Genomic DNA, 17,402 nt, shown 5'->3' on the forward strand with positions numbered 1-17,402 from the left:
GAGGGGTACCATGGATCGTTCTGAAGTTGTCGCCAGCGTCGCCGGCGAACTGCATGCCACTGAAAACGCTATCGATACCGCGATCACCCAAGCCACGACCCTGGTTCAGTCGATGATCGGCGCCCGCGCCGCCCTGTCGCTGTCGGCCGTGACCGGCACCGTTTCGCAGGCCAAGGCCATGGAAACCATCGCCGCCCTGAGCACCGCGCGTGAGGCCATCGTGGCCTGCCACGCCGAAATGCAAAAAGATCACCGCAAGCTCGGCTGGGGCATCTACGCCGTCGGCCCGCTGAACAAGCCCGACGACTGGGAAACCCCGATCGGCGGCGGCGAGAAGCCCACCGGCGTGGGTGGCGTGACCACCCGTCTGCGCGCCGTCTGAATTCGACGTAATGTAGGCTTCCGGTCATTCCGGATTAGCCAGACTCGTTACATTATCGCCCTCGTGCTATCCGGCACGGGGGCGTTTTGATGTTTGATACCCTGTGGTCACAGATCGGCGCGATCTTTGTGGTCGGGACCTGTCTGTTCGCATTCTGGAAGGGCGATGAGCCCGAACGCCTTGCCGCCGGCGCCTATGTGCTCGGCTGGTTCGCATCCCTGCTCGCCCAGGGCGACGGCAAGGTGTTTCAGGTCCAGTGGGGCGTCTTCGCCATTGATGTGGTGATGCTGGTCGTTCTGGCCGCCCTGGTCTGGAAATCGCGTCGTGTCTGGCCAGTCTGGGCCGCCGCCTGCCAGCTGCTGGTCGTCACCAGCCATGTCCTCTCGATCTTCGACGTCCGCCCCTCGGTTTCGGCCTTCCTGACGGTCGTCAACCTGGCCGGCTACGGCGTGCTGGTCGCCCTGGCCGTCGGCACCTTCTGGGCCTGGCAGGAACGCCGCGCCGCCGGGCTCGAATAGGTCCGACCGGACTGGCGTAGGCATTTATTCCTGCGTATTCTGGCGACTCACTCCGCTGGAAGCCCGCTCCATGCCCCTGTCTCATGCCAAGCTGTGGAAGGCCGTCGACAATCTGGCGCGCCGCGAAGGCCTGTCGCCCTCAGGGCTGGCGAAGCGCGCCGGCCTGGATGCGACCAGTTTCAATCCGTCCAAACGGTTTGGCCCCTCGTCCGGATCGGGCGAGCCGCCACGACCGCGCTGGCCCTCGACCGAAAGTTTGACCCGGATTCTGGAGGCGACGCGTCTTTCGCTGGGCGAGTTCGCCGCCCTGGCCGAGGACGACGCCCCGCCGGCGACCATTCCCTTGCTGGGCCTGGCCCAGGCCGGCGCTGACGGCTTCTTCGACGATGCCGGCCTGCCGACCGGCGAGGGCTGGGACCAGACCGAGCTGCCGCGCCTGAGCGACGGCCTGTTCAGCCTCAGGATCAACGGCGATTCCATGACCCCCCTCTACCGCGAGGGCGACCGGGTCATCGTCGACCAGACTGCGACGGACGTGCGCAAGGGCGACCGTGTCGTGGTCCGCACCTCGGGCGGCGAGACCGTGGCCAAGGAGGTGCTGGCCCTGACGTCGCGTACCGTCACCCTGGGCTCGATCAACCCCGCCTATCCGCCCCGCGTCCTGCCCCGACGCGAGGTCGTCTGGATGGCGCGCATCCTGTGGGTCAGCCAGTAAGGCTGTCCTTGTGCGCTCAAGCAGCGAACCGCGGCTTGGGAGTCCGAGGAGCCGCGCTCAAGCAGCGAGGCTCCGCGAGCCGAGCGATAGCGCCCAAAAAGAAAAGGGCCGCCTCCGGAGAGACGGCCCTTCCTTAATCAGCCCGAAGGCCGAACTCAGTTGGTCGTGACGTAGTGGGCGTTGACCCAGCCGCCGCCGGCGATCTGGACCCACTCGCCCGAAGAGCCGATGGCGCTGAAGCGCTGACCAGCGGCCAGGGTGCCGCGGGTGCCGTAGTTGGTGCCCGGACCCGAGCGGATGCGCAGGTTCGAGGTGGCGCGGTACTGGCCCTGCGCCGAGGCCGCGCGGGCGCGCTGCTGGTTACAGCCGATGTAGGAACCGGCCGCGGCCCCGGCGCCGGCGCCGACGATGGTGCCGGCGGTGCGCTCGTTACGGGCAAGGTTGGACCCCACCACGCCGCCGAGCACGCCGCCGATCAGGGCGCCGGCCGTCTGACGGCCGCCGGGGGCGTCGCAGCTGGTGATGCCGTTCGACTGGGCGGACGCCGCCATCGGGGCGGCAGTGACCAGAGACGCCAGGGCGGCGGCGGTCGCGAGGGTGATCTTGAAGGACTTCGACATGGCTCTCTCCATTTCATCGAGGTTGGTCGATGGGTGTGAGAATGCGCCAGAGCGTCTGAAGGCTCCCCGAGCGTCGCCGTTATTTTCGGTTCATCTTCGTGAGCCGTCGCGAGAGGATCAATTCGCGGGCCAGGCCGAGGTCACGGACCACCAGATGTTTGCGCCCGGGAAACTGGACATCCATCACCTTGGCCCAGAGACGCAGATAGACGTCGTCACTGACGAAGACAGTGGTCGCGCGGACGCCCTTCTGGGTGGCGTACCGCCGGGCCGCGCGCGCGACCTGCTCGACGGACGCATCCTGGGCCACGACGGGGACATGGATGATGCAATCCCAGGTCCAGAGCTCGGGCTCGGCGTCGCCTAGGGCGAGCAGGCTCTCTGTCGTCGCCTCGCCGGAATCCGACGGACCGATGTTCACCGTGACGATCCGGTCGTCCCGGTCGATGACGTAGTTCAACCCGGGTCTCCATACCGCCAAGCTTGCGCGGCGATATGTCGAAAACCGTCATACGGATCGGGAATACACCCCCGGGGCGATCAGACGAGCTTCCCGTTCGCCCCGTCCGTGATCAGACGGATTGTCTGCGGCAGGCCGTAGATCGCCGCGAACGAGCCGAAGCGCGGCCCCTGCGAGGCGCCGAGCAAAACCTCATACAGGGCGCCGAACCAGGCGCGCAGGGGCTCGAAGGCGTGATCCTTGCCCACGGCATAGACCTCGTTCTGGATCAGCTCCCCGTCGGTCGTGTCGGCTGGCAGGGCCTCGAGGCGCGCGGCGAGATCCAGCAGGGCCGCCTTCTCCTTGTCGTCCGGCAGGCGGTACGACTTGGAGGGCTTCACGAAGTCGACGTAGTAGTTCAGCGCGCGGTCCATCAGCTGGTCCAGCACCGGCTCGTTCTCGGGCGTCGCTTCGGGCAGATACTTCGCGAAATAGGCCCAGAGCTGATCCTTGGTGGAGGCGTTGGCCACGCCCACGAGGTTGAGCAGCAGCGCGAACGACACCGGCGAGACGGCCGACGGCGGCGATCCGGCGTGGATCGACCAGACGGCGTTGTCGATCTGCCTGGCCGGCTCCTGCGTCTTGTAGGCCTCGATGAAGGCCAGATAGTCGTCGATGGCGCGCGGAATGACGTTGAAGTGCAGGCTCTTGGCCGACTTCGGCGACTGGAACATGTACCAGCTCAGGCTCTCCGGCGTGCCGTAGCGCAGCCACTCGTCCATCGTCAGGCCATTGCCCTTGGACTTGGAGATCTTCTTGCCTTCGATGTCGAGGAAGAGCTCGTAGTTGAAGCCCTCCGGCGGAACGCCGCCCAGGGCGCGGCAGACCTTGGAGCTCTCGCGCACGCTCTCGATCAGGTCCTTGCCCGACATCTCGTAATCGACGTCCAGCGCCGTCCAGCGCATGGCCCAGTCGGGCTTCCACTGCAGCTTCACATGGCCGCCGGTGACCGGAACCTCGGTACGGTTGCCGGGCTCTCCGGCCGGATCCTCGAAGGTGATCGTGCCCTTCTCAACGTCGCGCGCCAGGGTCGGGACCTGCAGCACATGGCCAGTGATCGGGCTGACGGGCAGGAAGGGCGAATAGGTCGCGCGGCGCTCTTCGCCGAGCGTCGGCAGCATGATCGCCATCACCGCGTCGTAGCGCTCCAGCATCGTCAGGAGCGTCGCATCGAACCGGCCGGACCTGTAGGTCTCGGTCGAGGACATGAACTCATAGTCGAAGCCGAAGCCGTCGAGGAAGGCGCGCAGGCGGGCGTTGTTGTGCGCGCCGAAGCTGTCGTGGGTGCCGAACGGGTCGCGGACGCGGGTCAGCGACAGGTGCAGGTCCTCGCGCAGCATCTCCGGGTTGGGCACGCCCTCGGGCACCTTGCGCAGACCGTCCATGTCGTCGGAGAAGGCGATCAGCCGCGTCGGCCAGTGGTCGCCCGTCAGGGCGCGGAAGGCGTTGCGGACCATGGTGGTGCGCGCCACCTCGCCGAAGGTGCCCATGTGGGGCAGGCCGGAGGGGCCATAGCCCGTCTCCAGGATCACCGGCCGTTGCAGGGCCTCGAAGGTCGCCAGAGCCTCATCCGCCTTGCCCGCGTCGATCAGCAGCTTCGCCGCATCGCGCTCGGCGTCGGACAGCCGCTTCTTCAGCACATGGGCGAGAAGATTGCGGGCTTGTTCGAAGGGCCAGGACTTGGCCTCACGGGCGAGGGTTTCGAGGTTCTGAAGCATGGGTGGGGCTTTGACGCCTTGAGCGCCGTGGGTCAACGCCCGCGTGCATACCGGCGCTCCTCACCGCCCCGTCGTCAGGCGGCCGCCCGCTCTGTCTCGCGCCACTGCTCGCGCCAAGGCGTGGAAGCCCATTCGAACAGCTTGGTCAGCAGTTCGGGCGCCTTCACCGGCTTGCCGACGCAGTCGTTCATTCCGACGTCCGCATAGGCAGCCAGTTGCTCGTCCAGCGTATTGGCGGTTACGGCGATGATCGGCACGGCCGAGGCCTCGTCGTCCAGCAAGCGGATGCGCCGGGCGGCCTCGACGCCGTCCATGACCGGCATCTGGATGTCCATCAGGATCACGTCCCAGTCGCCGCGCGAGGCCGCGGCAAGCCCCTGGGCGCCGTCGTCGGCCGTCTCGCAGACGATCCCCTGCAGGGCCAGAAGCGCCGAGATCAGGGCCCGGTTGCTGTCGTTGTCGTCGACATAGAGGACGCGCATGGCCCGCCCTTCGTCTTCGTCGACCGCAGGCGCGCTGTGGTCGGAAAGGCCCGGCTCCCGTTCGGCCGTCGGTTCTACGCCTCCGGTCCAGTCGTCATGTTGGGACAGGCCGATCATCTGTTCCACGACGGTGGCCAGACGCTCGCCCGCCGCATGGATACGCCCGGCATGGTCCTGTTGCGCGGGCGCCAGCCCGGCTTCGGACAGCAGGGCCGAGAAGCCGAGCACCGCATTCAGCGGCGTGCGCAACTCATGCGACATCTCGGTCAGGAAGCGTTGGCGCGCCTCGGCCATGGCGGCCTTCTGTTCGGCGGCGGCACGGGCGGCTTCGGCCTCGACCCGATCGGTCACGTCGCGCTCATTGAGCAGGACGCTGATCGCGCCGGTGACGGGATCCTGAAGCGGGCGGCAATCGATGTGGTGCCAGCGTGGGCCGGGGCCGGTGGACATCTGGAACAAGGCGCCGGTGGCCTGACCCTCCATGGCGCGGGCCAGAATCCCCTCGCCGTCTTCGGGACTGGCGAACCGGGCGACGAAGCCTGCATCGAGGCCATAGGCGGCGAAGGCGGCCGGATTGGCGAACAGCGACTTTCCCTCGCCGTCGAACAGGCCGACCGGGCCGGAGGAGTGGCGCAGGGCCTCGACCGCGCGACGTTCCTCGGCCTCGACCTCGACGGCGGCGGCTTCGAACAACAGCACGTCCCTGCCGTCGGCGAGGGCGACGGTCGAGATCACGGCCTGCACCGTCACCGGGCTGCCGTTGGGGTAGAAGGTCCAGTGCTCCTCGACCTCCCGTCCCTCGGTGGTGGCCGCCCGCAGACGCTCGGTGCGGGTCCGGACCGCCGGAGAAAGCTTGGAGAAGTCCCGGGCCAGAAGCTCGTCCAGATCGACCGCGCCCCACAGGGCCAGGGCGGCGACGTTGGCGTAGACGCCCCGGCAGCTGACCGGGTCGAACAGCCACACCGGCCGCCGCAGGCGATCCCAGGCGTCGAGACGCCCGCCATCGGCAAGATGTGGAAGGTCAAAACTCATCCCTCCAGTTTGCTCTAAACGGCTGAAGCAACACTTAAACCCGGAGACGATCCGGGGTCAGCGCCGCCGCGCGGTCAGGCCCACCACGGCGGCGCCGGCGGCGACGATGAGGGCGTCCTCGATCAGGCCGCTCTTCGTCTGGCCGATGCGGGCCATTGCCTTCTTGCGGCCTGCGAGGCCGAGGTAGGCCAAAGGAACCGCAGTCCCGACGGCGAGGGCGGCGCCGGTCTTCTCGCGGCCTTTGGGGGCCAGGGCGGCGCCGGCGATGCCCGCGCTCATCACCCGGGCGAGCAGGCCGAGGAAGACGGTGCGGTCGGGCGCGGTCTTCATCTTGTCGCCGAACAGCTCGCCCACGCCCATGGCCAGAGCCCCGAATTTGAACAGGGGATGGTCGAGCAGGACCAGCTTGCCGGGGGTGCGCTCACCCGCGAGGCGGGCGGTGGCGATGGCCGCCATCGGGGTCATGGAGCGGGCGCTGGCGACGGCGCCGATAAGGATGGAAGGCAGGAGGGAGGAGGTTTTCATTCGGGACGAACGCCTCTGCGCGACCGAGGTTCAGCAGCGCCGGACTTGACCCGCTCCCTCCCCCGTGGCCTTTGCGCCGCCTGATGAAGACCGCCGATTTTGATTTCGACCTGCCCGAGGACCGCATCGCCCTGAGGCCCGCGGAGCCGCGGGATTCCGCGCGCCTGCTGGTGGTGCAGGATGGCGTGCTGGAGGACCGGATCATCCGCGACCTGCCCGGCTTTCTGCAGCCCGGCGACGCCCTGGTGTTCAACGACACGCGAGTGATCCCGGCGCGGCTGTCGGGGGTGCGCGAACGGCCCGATCCGGTTGTTGAGGGTGAGGTTCTGACCGTCGAGGTCGAGGCGACCCTGCATCACCGGGATGCGCCCGACGTCTGGTCGGCCTTCATGAAGCCGGGCAAACGGATCAAGGCGGGGGACCGGATCCGGTTCCAGACGCTGGAAGCCACGGTCGCCGTCAAGGGCGAGGACGGGCTGATCACGCTTCGGTTCGACCTGGCGGGGCCGGCTCTGGACGACGCCATCCGGGCCGTGGGGGTCATGCCCCTGCCCCCCTATATCGCGGCCAGGCGGCCCGAGGACGACCGTGACCTGACCGACTATCAGACTGTCTTCGCCGAGCATGACGGCTCGGTCGCGGCGCCGACGGCGGGGCTGCATTTCACGCCTGCCCTGCTGGAAGCGATCCGGGCGAAGGGCGTCACCACCCATGCGGTGACCCTGCATGTGGGCGCCGGCACCTTCCTGCCGGTCAAGGCCGACGACACGGCCGACCACAGGATGCATTCCGAGTGGGGCGAGGTGTCCGCCGAGACCGCCGCCGCCCTGAACGCCGTCCATGCGGAGGGCGGACGGATCGTCTGCGTGGGCACGACGTCTCTGCGGCTGCTGGAGTCGGCGACGACGGCGGAGGGTGTGATCCAGCCCTTCCACGGCGACACGGCCATCTTCATCACCCCGGGCTACCGCTTCCGGGCGGTGGATGTGCTGATGACCAATTTCCACCTGCCCAAGTCGACCCTGTTCATGCTGGTCTCGGCCTTCGCCGGGCTGGAGACCATGCGCGCGGCCTATGAGCACGCGATCCGGGACGGGTACCGGTTCTATTCCTACGGCGACGGGTCGTTGCTGTTTCGGGCAGGCTGAGCTCGCTCCCCGATCGTCCCTCTCCCGGTGGGAGAGGGCTTGAGCGCCTGAGAGCGTCAGCGATCAGACTTGCGCGAAAGGGTGAGGGGTTTCCTGCCAACCGGTGAGCGCCAGCCCCTCACCCTTTCGGCTGGCGCATCGCTACGCTCTGCGAGCCTCAAGCCCTCTCCCGCCGGGAGAGGGTAGAGACCTAACCCGCGATCAATCCGAAGTCCGCCACCCGGCCCATGACGTCGCGGACCTGGCCGAGGAGTTTCAGGCGGTTGTCGCGTTCGGCGGGGACGTCGGAGTTCACCAGGACGTCGGTGAAGAAGGCGTCGACCGGGGCGCGCAGGGCGGCGAGGGCCGTCATGGCGGCGGCGAAATCTTCGGCGTCCAGGGCCGTGTCGACGGCGGTCGCGGCGGCGGCGGTTGCGAAGGCCAGCCTGGTTTCGGCCTCGGGCTGGTTGGGCAGACCGGTCTCGACCATGCCCGTCGGCACCGGTCCCTTCTTCTCCTCGGCCTTGAGGATATTGGAGGCGCGCTTGAACCCGGCCAGCAGATTGGCGCCGTCGTCGGTGGCGAGGAAGGCGGCGAGAGCCTCGACGCGGCGGACGATGCGCACGAGGTCGTCGTCGCCGAGAGCGAAGACGGCGTCGACGAGGTCGTGACGCTGACCCTGATCGCGCAGGAGGACCTTCAGGCGGTCGGCGAAGAAGGCGACGAGGTCACTCGTGACCCGAGTTTCCGCGCTCAACTTACGACCGGTGATGATCATGACTTCGGCAGGCTTGATCATCGCGGCCAGCGAGCCTTTGACCTCATTCTCCAGCACGAGCCGGATCACCCCAAGCGCCGCGCGGCGGAGCGCATAGGGGTCCTTCGATCCCGTGGGCTTTTCGTCGATGGCGAAGAAGCCGACGAGAGTGTCGAGCTTGTCGGCGAGGGCGACGGCGACGGTGACCGGGGCGGTGGGGACGGTGTCGGCGGGGCCTTGCGGCTTGTAGTGGTCGCGGACGGCGTCGGCGACGGCGTCGGCCTCGCCGGCGGCGCGAGCGTAATAGCCGCCCATGACGCCCTGCAGTTCCGGGAACTCGCCGACCATGCCCGAGGCCAGATCGGCCTTGGCGAGGCGGGCGGCGCGTTCGGCCTGATCGGCGTCGGCGCCGACCAGAGGCGCGATCTCGCGCGCCAGCGCGGCGATGCGATCGACGCGCTCGGCAAGGGTGCCGAGCTTGGCGTGGAAGGTGACCCCGGACAGTTTCGACGACCAGGCGTCGAAGCCGGTCTTCAGGTCCTCGTCCCAGAAGAAGCGGGCGTCGTTCAGGCGGGCGGACAGGACCCGGCTGTTGCCGGCGGCGAGCGCCGCGCCGCCGTCGGAGGCCTCGACATTCGCCACGACGACGAAGTTCGGGGCGAGACCGTGCTTCGACGGATCGCGCACGGCGAAATACTTCTGGTGCACCTTCATCGACAGCCGGACCACCTCGGGCGGCAGGCTCAGGAACTGGGGGTCCATGTCGCCGAGGATGGGGGTCGGCCATTCGGCCAGACCCGCGACCTCGTCCAGCAGGCCGTCGTCATCGACGAGGGCGAGGCCCTTCGCGGCGGTGACCGCCTTCGCGGCGTCGAGGATCTTCAGCTTGCGGTCGGCGACGTCAAGCAGGACAAAATCGGCTTCCAGCTTGCGCCGGTAGTCGGCGAAGTCGTTGACGGCGATGGGCTGACACTTGCCGAGGAAGCGGTGGCCCTCGGTGATGGCGTCGGATTGAATCCCGTCGATGTCGAAGGGCACGACCTTGCCGTCGAACAGGCAGAGGATGCGCTTCAGCGGGCGGATCCAGCGCAGTGTTCCGGAGCCCCAGCGCATCGACTTGGGCCAGGGGAAGGCGCGGACGATGGCGTCGACGGTTTCCGGGATGATGTCGGCGGTGGCGCGGCCCTTCTGCTCGATGACGGCGAAGAAGACGCCGTCGCGCTCGGTCAGCTGGTCCTTCGTCAGGCCGGTCTTGCGCAGGAAGCCTTCCAGCGCCTGTTCCGGCGCATTGGCGCGCGGGCCTTTCAGCTCTTCCGAGCGATCAGGCGTCGCCGACGGCAGGCCATCGATGACGAGCGTGAGGCGGCGCGGGCCGGCGAAGACGTTGAGCGCGTCCCAGCTCAGGCCGGCGGCCTTGAGCTTTTCGGAGACCATGCGCTCGAGGTCGCGCGCGGCGCCCTGCTGCATGCGCGCGGGGATTTCTTCGGAGAAGAGTTCGAGGAGGAGTTGGGGCATCAGGCGGTTTTCCGCTCTTGTTCGACGTAGGCGAGGGCGCAGGCTTTGCAGAGGTCGCGGATGCGGCCGATGTAGCTCTGGCGTTCGGCGACGGCGATGGCGCCGCGGGCGTCCATCAGGTTGAAGAGGTGCGAGGCCTTCAGGACCTGGTCATAGGCGGGCAAGACCAGAGGCTGGCCTTGCGGGCCGGTCATGGCGAGGAGGCGGGTCGACTCGCGCTCCATGTCCTCGAAGCGGCGCTTCAGGCCCTCGACGTCATAGCCATGGAAATTGGCTTCCGACTGCTGGCGCTCGTTCTCGAGGAAGACCTCGCCATAGGTCAGGCCGTCGTTGTTGAACTTCAGGTCATAGACGTTGTCGACGCCCTGGACGTACATGGCCAGACGCTCAAGCCCGTAGGTCAGCTCGCCCGAGACGACGTCGACCTCGATGCCGCCGACGCCCTGGAAGTAGGTGAACTGGGTCACCTCCATGCCGTCGCACCAGACCTCCCAGCCCAGACCCCAGGCGCCGACGGTGGGGTTCTCCCAGTCGTCCTCGACGAAGCGGATGTCGTGCAGTTTCGGATCGATGCCGATGGCGGCTAGGGAGCCGAGGTAGAGCTCCTGAAGATTGTCCGGGTTCGGCTTCAGGATGACCTGGAATTGGTAATAGTGCTGGAGCCGGTTGGGGTTCTCGCCATAGCGGCCGTCGCCGGGGCGGCGGCTGGGCTGGACGTAGGCGGCCTTCCAAGGCTTGGTCCCCAGCGCGCGCAGGACGGTCGCCGGGTGCAGCGTCCCCGCCCCCACCTCGATGTCGTAGGGCTGCAGCAGGGCGCAGCCCTGTTCGCCCCAGTAACGCTGGAGCGTCAGGATGAGGTCCTGAAACGAAAGAGGTTCTGTCGGTGCGTGGGGCAAGGCTGGGAGGCTTTGTGCAGGCAAAAGTAAAGGCGGCGGACCCTAGAGCCCGCCGCCTTCAAACTCAACCTGACGCGAGGGATTAGCCCTGCGGCACGGGCGTGGGAGCCGGGGCCGGTTCGGTCATCATCGGGTCCTTGTCCTCGTCCGCGGTCGGGGCGACCGGCGGCGTGGGAGCGGGGGCCGAGGTGGCGACCGGCGGGGTCATGACCGGCGCGGCCGTCGCAGAAGGCGCCGTGGCGGGAGCCTCCGCGGCGGGGGCTTCGGTGGCGATGGGAGCAGCGGCGGCCTCGTCCGCGTCGCCCGAGGCGACCTCGGACGTCGCCGGGTTCAGCACCTTGTCGATGGCGAAGACGGCGCCGTTCGAGGCCTCAATGTCGGCGGTGGTGACGGTGGCGTCATCGACCTTGATGGCGTCGCCGGTGCCGTCCAGCTGGACCTGGGTGCGGGCCGCGGTCTCGACGCCGCCGCGCGTGCCTTTGATCTGGCTCGAATTCACGTCGGCGACGATCAGGTGATAGAGCAGCAGCTGGCGCAACTCGTTGACGTTGGCCGGATCCATCAGGCGCGTGCGTTCTGCCTCGGGCAGTCGGGCGAAGGCCGCGTCGGTCGGGGCGAAGATCGAGATCGCCGGCTGGGACTTCAGCGTCTCGGTCAGCTGGGCCCGGTCGAGGGCGGCCAGCAGGGTCGTGAACTGGCCGTTGGCCTTCAGCTCATCGATGATGGTGTCGGAGGCGGCGGGGGTCGCAGTGGCCGGCGCCGGAGCGACATCCGGGGCCGGGGCCTCGACCGGAGCCGGGGCGGTCTGCGGCGCCGTCATAGACTGGGCGAAGGCCGCAGGGGCGGCGAACAGGGCGACGGCGGCTGTGGCGGTCAGAAGACGGGTACGAAGCATGACGATTCCTTCGGATCTCGGGGCCGGCGCGCGAGGGATCGCGACGGACGACGGAATGTGACTGTCCCGGGATAAGACGGCGAACACGGCGCGGGTTCCATTGAAGCCCGATCTTTGAGGGCCCTAGGCCCCCAGGACGGTCCGCCTGATCCACCAGCCGGGATGGGCCTGCGAGAGGCCGGCGGCGGCGGCGTCTGCGTCCGCGCCCGAGGCGAACAGGCCGAAGACGGTGGCGCCGGAGCCGGACATCCGGGTCAGGCCGACACCCGCACAGGCCGCCACGGCGTCGAGCGCGGGCCGGATCGCCGGGGTCAGGGCAAGCGCCGGGGGTTCCAGATCGTTGCGCTGGTTCGCCAGCCAGTCGATGACGGCGGCGGGGCTCCAGTCGTCGGGCGCGGCGGGGCGGTTAGTGGCGCCGGCGGGGCCGGCGTCGAAGGCGCGATAGACGGCGCCGGTCGAGGACGGGACGCCCGGATTGACCAGGACGGCATGGAGCGCCGGCAGGTCGGCGGCGTCAGACAGGACGTCTCCCCTGCCCTCGGCCCAGGCGGAACGGGCGCGCAGACACATGGGGCCGTCGGCGCCGACCACGCCCGCGACAGCCTCAAGGGGGACGTCGTCGAGATCGAGGGCGAGCAGATCGCGCGCCAGCTTCAGGGCGATCCCCGCGTCGGACGAACCCCCGCCCAGACCAGCGGCGATGGGCAGCTGCTTATCCAGCGCGACGTGCAGGGCCGGCTCGCCGATGCCCGCCGCCTGACCCAGCGCCCGCAAGGCCTTGAGGATCAGATTGTCGGGGTCGGCGGCCAGACTCGCGCCGAAAGGCCCTTCGACGCTCAGGGACAGGCGATCAGCGCGCTCGACCGTGACCCGGTCGCCGACGTCGGCGAAGGCGACCAGGCTGGCGAGCGGATGGTAGGCGTCGTCCTGAACCGGGCCGACGTGCAGAAACAGATTGATCTTGGCGGGCGCAAGCCCGGTCAGCGACACCTCAGGGCTCGGCGCCGACCGGAGCGGGGACAGTCACCGTCACCGGCGCTACGACCGGCGTTTGCGGCGGCAGGCCGTCGACCAGCTTCTGTTCGACCCCGGCGCGGCGTTCGGCGTCGGGGTTCAGGGTCAGGACGCGGTTCCACTGGAAGCCCGCCTCGCGCTTGCGGCCCACCTGCCAGTAGGCGTCGCCGAGGTGGTCGTTGATCTCGGCGTTGGCGGGCTCTTTGTCGACGGCCTCTTCCAGGGTCGTGACGGCGGTCTCGTACTGGCCCTGCCGGAACTGGGCCCAGCCGAGGGAGTCCTGGATATTGCCGTTGTTGGGCTGGGCCGCGTGGGCGCGGGCGATCAGGGCGGCGCCCTCGGCGACCTTGGTGCCGCTATCGACCCAGAGGTAGCCCAAGTAGTTGAGGAAGGCCGGCTCATTGGGCTGGTCGGCGACGGCCGCGGACAGCTCCGCCTCGGCCTCGGGGATCTTGCCCGAAGCCTCATAGGCGGCCCCGCGCACGAAGTGGACGGCGGCGGGCTGGTCCGGGGTGTTGAGCAGCGGCCCGTTGAGAATCTCCAGCGCCTCGTCGTTGCGCTTCAGCTCCAGCAACTGGGTGGCCAGGGCATAGGCGATGTCCTGGGACCCGGGCGCGGCGGCGAAGGCCTTGCGGAACTCGACCAGGGCCTCGTCCTTGCGGTCGTCGCGGCCGAGGCTGGCGCCGATCTGCAGGCGGGCGGCGGCGTAGAGGGCGGCGTCGCGCGGCCCGATCACGGACAGGGCGTCCCGGGCGGCGGCCTCCAGCTTGGCGCTGACCAGGGCGCCGCCGAGCAACAGGCGGATGTCGTCGCTGGGCGCGACCTCGAGGGCCATGCGCAGATAGACGGCCGCGAACTCATTGGCGCGGCTGTCGGCGGCGAGCGAGGCGGCCAGGGCCAGACCCTGGGCCACGCCGTCGCGAGGGGACGGGGCGGCCGGGGCGCGGCTGCGAGGCTGGGACACGCGCGCCTTGGCGGCCGCCAGCAGGGCGCTGTCGGGATTGGCGGCCAGCGCCTTGTCATAGACGGCGATCGCCTCCGCCTTGCGTCCGCGCCGTTCGAGGAAGGCGCCGTAGCCCGCGCGGAACGGCGGCTGCGCGTTCGGGCTGGCGTCCAGAAGTTTGAACTCGGCCTCGGCCTCGTCATAGCGGCGATGCAGCTCAAGCAGCTGGGCGCGCTGGAAGCGCAGGACCTGGCTGAAGGTGTCGTTGGAGGTCGACGGCGGTCCGATCAGGGCGAAGTCCCAGTCCCCCGCAGCGGCGGCGATCCAGCGCTGGGTCAGGAAGCCGGCGGCGGCGTGCGGCATCTGGATCGGTCCGGCCTTGAACACCGCCGTGGCGTCCCGCGCCTTGCCGTGGGCGTAGAGGTCGATGGCCTGAACCAGTCGCCCGGCCTCCGAGAGCACCGCCGGAACGTCCTCGCCAGACGGCGCCATCCGGGCCGCATCCGAGAGATCGCCGGCCAGGAGGGCGGCGGTGAAGGCCTGCTGCTGAACGGCCGGCTGCTCCGGGGTCAGGGACTGGACCTCGGCCAGATAGCGGGCGCCGAGCGCGGCCTCGCCGTCGCCGACAGCCGAACGTCCGACCAGATTTCGGCCGCCGAGATACAGGCCGTAGGCGGTGTGCCCCTCGCGATTGACCGGGGCCGGCACCCAGACGGTCGGAATCGGAATGACAACAGGAGCGGCGGGCGGCAGCGGGGCTTCGTCGGAAGCGGGCTCGCCGTCTTCGGGTTCGCTCTCCGGCGTGGCCTCGGAGGGGGTGACCACGGCGGGCGGCTGAACGGCCGGGTCCGACTGGCTCGGCTGAGCCGGCACGAGGATTGGCGGACGCTGTCCGGCGGCCGGATCCGAGACCGGCGGCGCCTCCTGGGCCATGGCGAGGCCGGGCGCGGTCAGGGCAAGACCGAGAGCCGTGAAGGAAAGCAGCGTGAGGCGGAGGGACGTCATGACAAGGAACCTCGCCACTTTGTCCCTCCCCCGCAAGAGGGGGTTTTCCCTCAAGCCCTACATATTCGGATAGTTGGGGCCGCCGCCGCCTTCGGGCGTGGTCCAGACGATGTTCTGCGACGGATCCTTGATGTCGCAGGTTTTGCAGTGGACGCAGTTCTGGGCGTTGATCTGGAAGCGCGGGTCCGACTTGCCGTCTTCGGCGTAGAGGACCTCGTAGACCCCCGCCGGGCAGTAGAGGCGCGCCGGCTCGCCGTACTTCGGCAGGTTCACCCGGATCGGGATCGACGGATCGATCAGCTTCAGGTGAGCCGGCTGTTCCTCGGCGTGGTTGGTGTTGGAGATGAACACCGACGAGAGCTTGTCGAACGACAGCTTGCCGTCCGGCTTGGGATAGACGCGCGGCTTGTGCTTGGAGGCCGGCTCGGTCGAGGCCGCGTCGGTCTTCTTGTGCTTCATCGTCCAGGGCGTGGTCAGGCCGGTCAGGGCGAAGAGCCACATCTCGGCGACGCCGAGCGCGCCGCCGAGCGTCGTGCCGAACTTCGTCAGATAGGGCTTGGCGTTCCGGACGCCCTTGAGCTCCCTGTAGACCCAGCTCTTTTCGTAGGCGGCCTGGTATTCGACCAGTTCATCGCCCTCGCGCCCGGCCATGACGGCGTCATAGGCGGCGTCGGCGGCCAGCATGCCGGTCTTCATGGCGTTATGGCTGCCCTTGATGCGGGGCACGTTCACGAAGCCCGCCGAACAGCCGATCAGGACACCGCCGGGGAACGACAGCTTCGGCACCGACTGGAAGCCGCCCTCGGTGATCGCGCGCGCGCCGTAGGAAATGCGCGTGCCGCCTTCGAGGTGCTGGGCGACCGAGGGGTGGTGCTTGAACCGCTGGAACTCGTCGAACGGGGACAGGAAGGGGTCCTTGTAGTTCAGGTGAACCACGTAGCCGAGCGCGATGTAGTTGTCGCCGAAGTGGTAGAGGAAGCTGCCGCCGCCGGTGAACTCGTCCAGCGGCCAGCCGGTCGAGTGCTGGACCAGACCCGGCTGGTGCTTGTCTGCCGGGACCTGCCACAGCTCCTTGAGGCCGATGCCGAACTTCTGCGGGCTGGAATCCCTGGCCAGCTGGTGGCGGGCGATGATGGTCTTGGCCAGCGAGCCGCGCACGCCCTCGGCGATGAAGACGTATTTGCCGTGCAGCTCGATGCCCGGCTGGAAGTCGCCGGTCGGCTGGCCGTGCTTGTCGATGCCGAAGACGCCGGCGACGACGCCCTTCACCCGGCCGGTGGGCTCATCCCAGACGACATGGCTGGCGGCCATGCCGGGATAAACCTCGACGCCCAGCGCCTCGGCCTGTTCGCCCAGCCAGCGGGTGAGGTTGCCCAGAGAGGCGATGTAGCAGCCGTCGTTGTGCATCATCGGCGGCAGCAGCGGCATGGGGATGGAGACCTCGCCCATCGGGCCGAGGACCAGGAACTTGTCCTTGACCACCGGGGTCTCCAGCGGGGCGCCGCGTTCCTTCCAGTCGGGGAAGAGCTCGTTCAGGGCCTTGGGGTCGATCACGGCGCCGGACAGGATGTGACCGCCAACCTCGGCCGCCTTCTCCAGAACCGCGACGTTGATTTCCTTGCCTTCGGCTTCCGCGCGTTGCTTCAGACGGATGGCGGCGGACAGGCCGGCGGGGCCGCCGCCGACGATGACGACGTCATATTCCATGACCTCGCGCTCGACGCCTTGCAGCGCCTCGATGGGCGGCAGGTTGTCGAGAATGGCCTCCTGCGCCTTGTTCGTGGCGCCGCCCTCGATCGCTTCCTCGGCCATGGTGTCGTGAATCCCGGTTGTCGGTGTGGTTATGTGCTTATCAGAACGTGACGTTGCGGCGGTCAAGGCTTATCCCTGTACCGACTGACATGAACGCTTCTCCTTCGGATATCGCCGCAACCGAAAGCCTGCTCGCCTTCTGGCGCGATGCGGGGGTCGACGCCTGCTACGAGGACGCGGCGGTAGACCGTACCTATGTCCCGGCGCCGGCCCTGAAGGCGGTGGCCAAGGCGACGGCTTCGGTCGTGGTCCAGAACGACGCCCACGATGCGATTTCCGAGGCGCGGCGGCTGGCGGCGGGGGCGGATACGCTGGAGGCGCTGGCCGCGGCCGTGTCGATCTGCGAGGCCTGCGACCTGCGCGGCATGGGCGCGCGCCAATCGGTGTTCGGACGCGGCGCGACCGACGCCCCGATCCTGATCATCGGCGAAGGTCCGGGCGCGGACGAGGATGCGCAGGGCCTTCCGTTCGTCGGCAAGGCGGGCCAGTTGCTGGACAAGATGCTCGATGCGGCGGGCCTGACCGGCAAGGTCTTCATCACCAACACCGTCTTCTGGCGGCCGCCCGGCAACCGCACGCCGACGCCGCAGGAACAGGCCGTCTGCGCCCCGTTTGTCGAGCGGGCCTTCGCCATCCTGAAGCCCAAGGCCGTGCTGCTGCTCGGCGCGGCCTCGGCCAAGTCGGTGCTGTCGACCGACGAGGGCATCCTGAAGATGCGCGGCCAGTGGCGCGAATGGCGGCTGGCCGAAGGCGACGTCTCGGCCCCCGCCCTGCCGACCCTGCACCCGGCCTTCCTGCTGCGTCAGCCGCAGGCGAAAAAGCAGGCCTGGGCCGACATTCTGGCGCTGGCGGCGCGGCTGGAAGCGCTCGAATCGGGCGCGCCCCACTAAGGCCTCGAACGAGGGCGATACCTCGTCTGACAGTCATGTGATTGAGGAAAGCCCGTT

16 protein-coding genes are annotated in these 17,402 nt (G+C 68.7%); 5 read left to right on the plus strand and 11 right to left on the minus strand.

All coding sequences use genetic code 11. From position 1 onward, the window contains the following. The first annotated feature begins 10 nt into the window (after positions 1-10). From AC07U0_RS06620 to AC07U0_RS06630, 3 genes are all read left to right on the plus strand, one after another. A complete protein-coding gene (locus tag AC07U0_RS06620; protein WP_494719247.1) occupies positions 11-382 on the plus strand; it encodes a hypothetical protein in 372 nt (123 codons plus the stop codon). Between the two features lie 89 nt (positions 383-471). Beyond that, complete coding sequence (locus AC07U0_RS06625) at positions 472-900, plus strand: hypothetical protein (protein ID WP_494719248.1); 429 nt, start codon at positions 472-474, stop codon at positions 898-900. Between the two features lie 70 nt (positions 901-970). Beyond that, positions 971-1,615: a S24 family peptidase gene (locus AC07U0_RS06630; RefSeq protein ID WP_494719249.1), complete on the plus strand. Its 645-nt coding sequence runs from the start codon at positions 971-973 to the stop codon at positions 1,613-1,615. A 155-nt stretch (positions 1,616-1,770) separates the two neighbouring features. On the opposite strand, the gene AC07U0_RS06635 is transcribed toward AC07U0_RS06630, so the two are convergent. The 5 genes from AC07U0_RS06635 to AC07U0_RS06655 form a co-directional block, all read right to left on the minus strand. Then, on the minus strand, positions 1,771-2,235 hold the full coding sequence (locus AC07U0_RS06635) for an SH3 domain-containing protein (RefSeq protein WP_492949014.1): 465 nt from the start codon (positions 2,233-2,235) through the stop codon (positions 1,771-1,773). 79 nt (positions 2,236-2,314) lie between these two features. Further along, positions 2,315-2,695 (minus strand): hypothetical protein, encoded by a 381-nt coding sequence (locus tag AC07U0_RS06640; RefSeq protein WP_494719250.1) that lies wholly within the window; start codon positions 2,693-2,695, stop codon positions 2,315-2,317. Between the two features lie 80 nt (positions 2,696-2,775). Further along, positions 2,776-4,452 carry a lysine--tRNA ligase gene (locus AC07U0_RS06645; RefSeq protein WP_494719251.1) on the minus strand — a complete coding sequence of 559 codons (1,677 nt, stop codon included), beginning with the start codon at positions 4,450-4,452 and terminating at the stop codon, positions 2,776-2,778. A 74-nt stretch (positions 4,453-4,526) separates the two neighbouring features. Further along, on the minus strand, positions 4,527-5,966 hold the full coding sequence (locus AC07U0_RS06650; RefSeq protein WP_494719252.1) for a response regulator: 1,440 nt from the start codon (positions 5,964-5,966) through the stop codon (positions 4,527-4,529). Positions 5,967-6,023: 57 nt separating this feature from the next. Beyond that, complete coding sequence (locus tag AC07U0_RS06655; protein WP_494719253.1) at positions 6,024-6,491, minus strand: hypothetical protein; 468 nt, start codon at positions 6,489-6,491, stop codon at positions 6,024-6,026. Positions 6,492-6,574: 83 nt separating this feature from the next. Here AC07U0_RS06655 and queA point away from each other — a divergent pair, with 83 nt between their 5' ends. Further along, positions 6,575-7,639 carry a tRNA preQ1(34) S-adenosylmethionine ribosyltransferase-isomerase QueA gene (gene queA / locus AC07U0_RS06660; RefSeq protein WP_494719254.1) on the plus strand — a complete coding sequence of 355 codons (1,065 nt, stop codon included), beginning with the start codon at positions 6,575-6,577 and terminating at the stop codon, positions 7,637-7,639. 190 nt (positions 7,640-7,829) lie between these two features. Here the strand turns inward: queA and glyS are convergent, their stop codons facing one another. From glyS to AC07U0_RS06690, 6 genes are all read right to left on the minus strand, one after another. Then, positions 7,830-9,890 carry a glycine--tRNA ligase subunit beta gene (glyS, locus tag AC07U0_RS06665; protein ID WP_494719255.1) on the minus strand — a complete coding sequence of 687 codons (2,061 nt, stop codon included), beginning with the start codon at positions 9,888-9,890 and terminating at the stop codon, positions 7,830-7,832. Next, positions 9,890-10,786: a glycine--tRNA ligase subunit alpha gene (locus AC07U0_RS06670; protein WP_494719256.1), complete on the minus strand. Its 897-nt coding sequence runs from the start codon at positions 10,784-10,786 to the stop codon at positions 9,890-9,892. Before AC07U0_RS06670 ends, glyS begins: the two co-directional genes overlap by 1 nt. Before the next feature lie 82 nt (positions 10,787-10,868). Then, positions 10,869-11,681 carry a fasciclin domain-containing protein gene (locus AC07U0_RS06675; protein ID WP_494719257.1) on the minus strand — a complete coding sequence of 271 codons (813 nt, stop codon included), beginning with the start codon at positions 11,679-11,681 and terminating at the stop codon, positions 10,869-10,871. Positions 11,682-11,804: 123 nt separating this feature from the next. Continuing rightward, on the minus strand, positions 11,805-12,671 hold the full coding sequence (locus AC07U0_RS06680) for a 4-(cytidine 5'-diphospho)-2-C-methyl-D-erythritol kinase (protein WP_494719258.1): 867 nt from the start codon (positions 12,669-12,671) through the stop codon (positions 11,805-11,807). 1 nt (position 12,672) lies between these two features. After that, on the minus strand, positions 12,673-14,643 hold the full coding sequence (locus AC07U0_RS06685; RefSeq protein ID WP_494719259.1) for a tetratricopeptide repeat protein: 1,971 nt from the start codon (positions 14,641-14,643) through the stop codon (positions 12,673-12,675). Positions 14,644-14,700: 57 nt separating this feature from the next. Further along, positions 14,701-16,350: an electron transfer flavoprotein-ubiquinone oxidoreductase gene (locus tag AC07U0_RS06690; RefSeq protein ID WP_494719776.1), complete on the minus strand. Its 1,650-nt coding sequence runs from the start codon at positions 16,348-16,350 to the stop codon at positions 14,701-14,703. Positions 16,351-16,544: 194 nt separating this feature from the next. On the opposite strand from AC07U0_RS06690, the gene AC07U0_RS06695 reads away from it, so the two are divergent. Next, positions 16,545-17,345: a uracil-DNA glycosylase gene (locus AC07U0_RS06695; RefSeq protein WP_494719260.1), complete on the plus strand. Its 801-nt coding sequence runs from the start codon at positions 16,545-16,547 to the stop codon at positions 17,343-17,345. The last annotated feature ends 57 nt before the right edge of the window (positions 17,346-17,402 follow it).

Source organism: Brevundimonas sp. GW821-FHT02A10 (assembly GCF_059422025.1).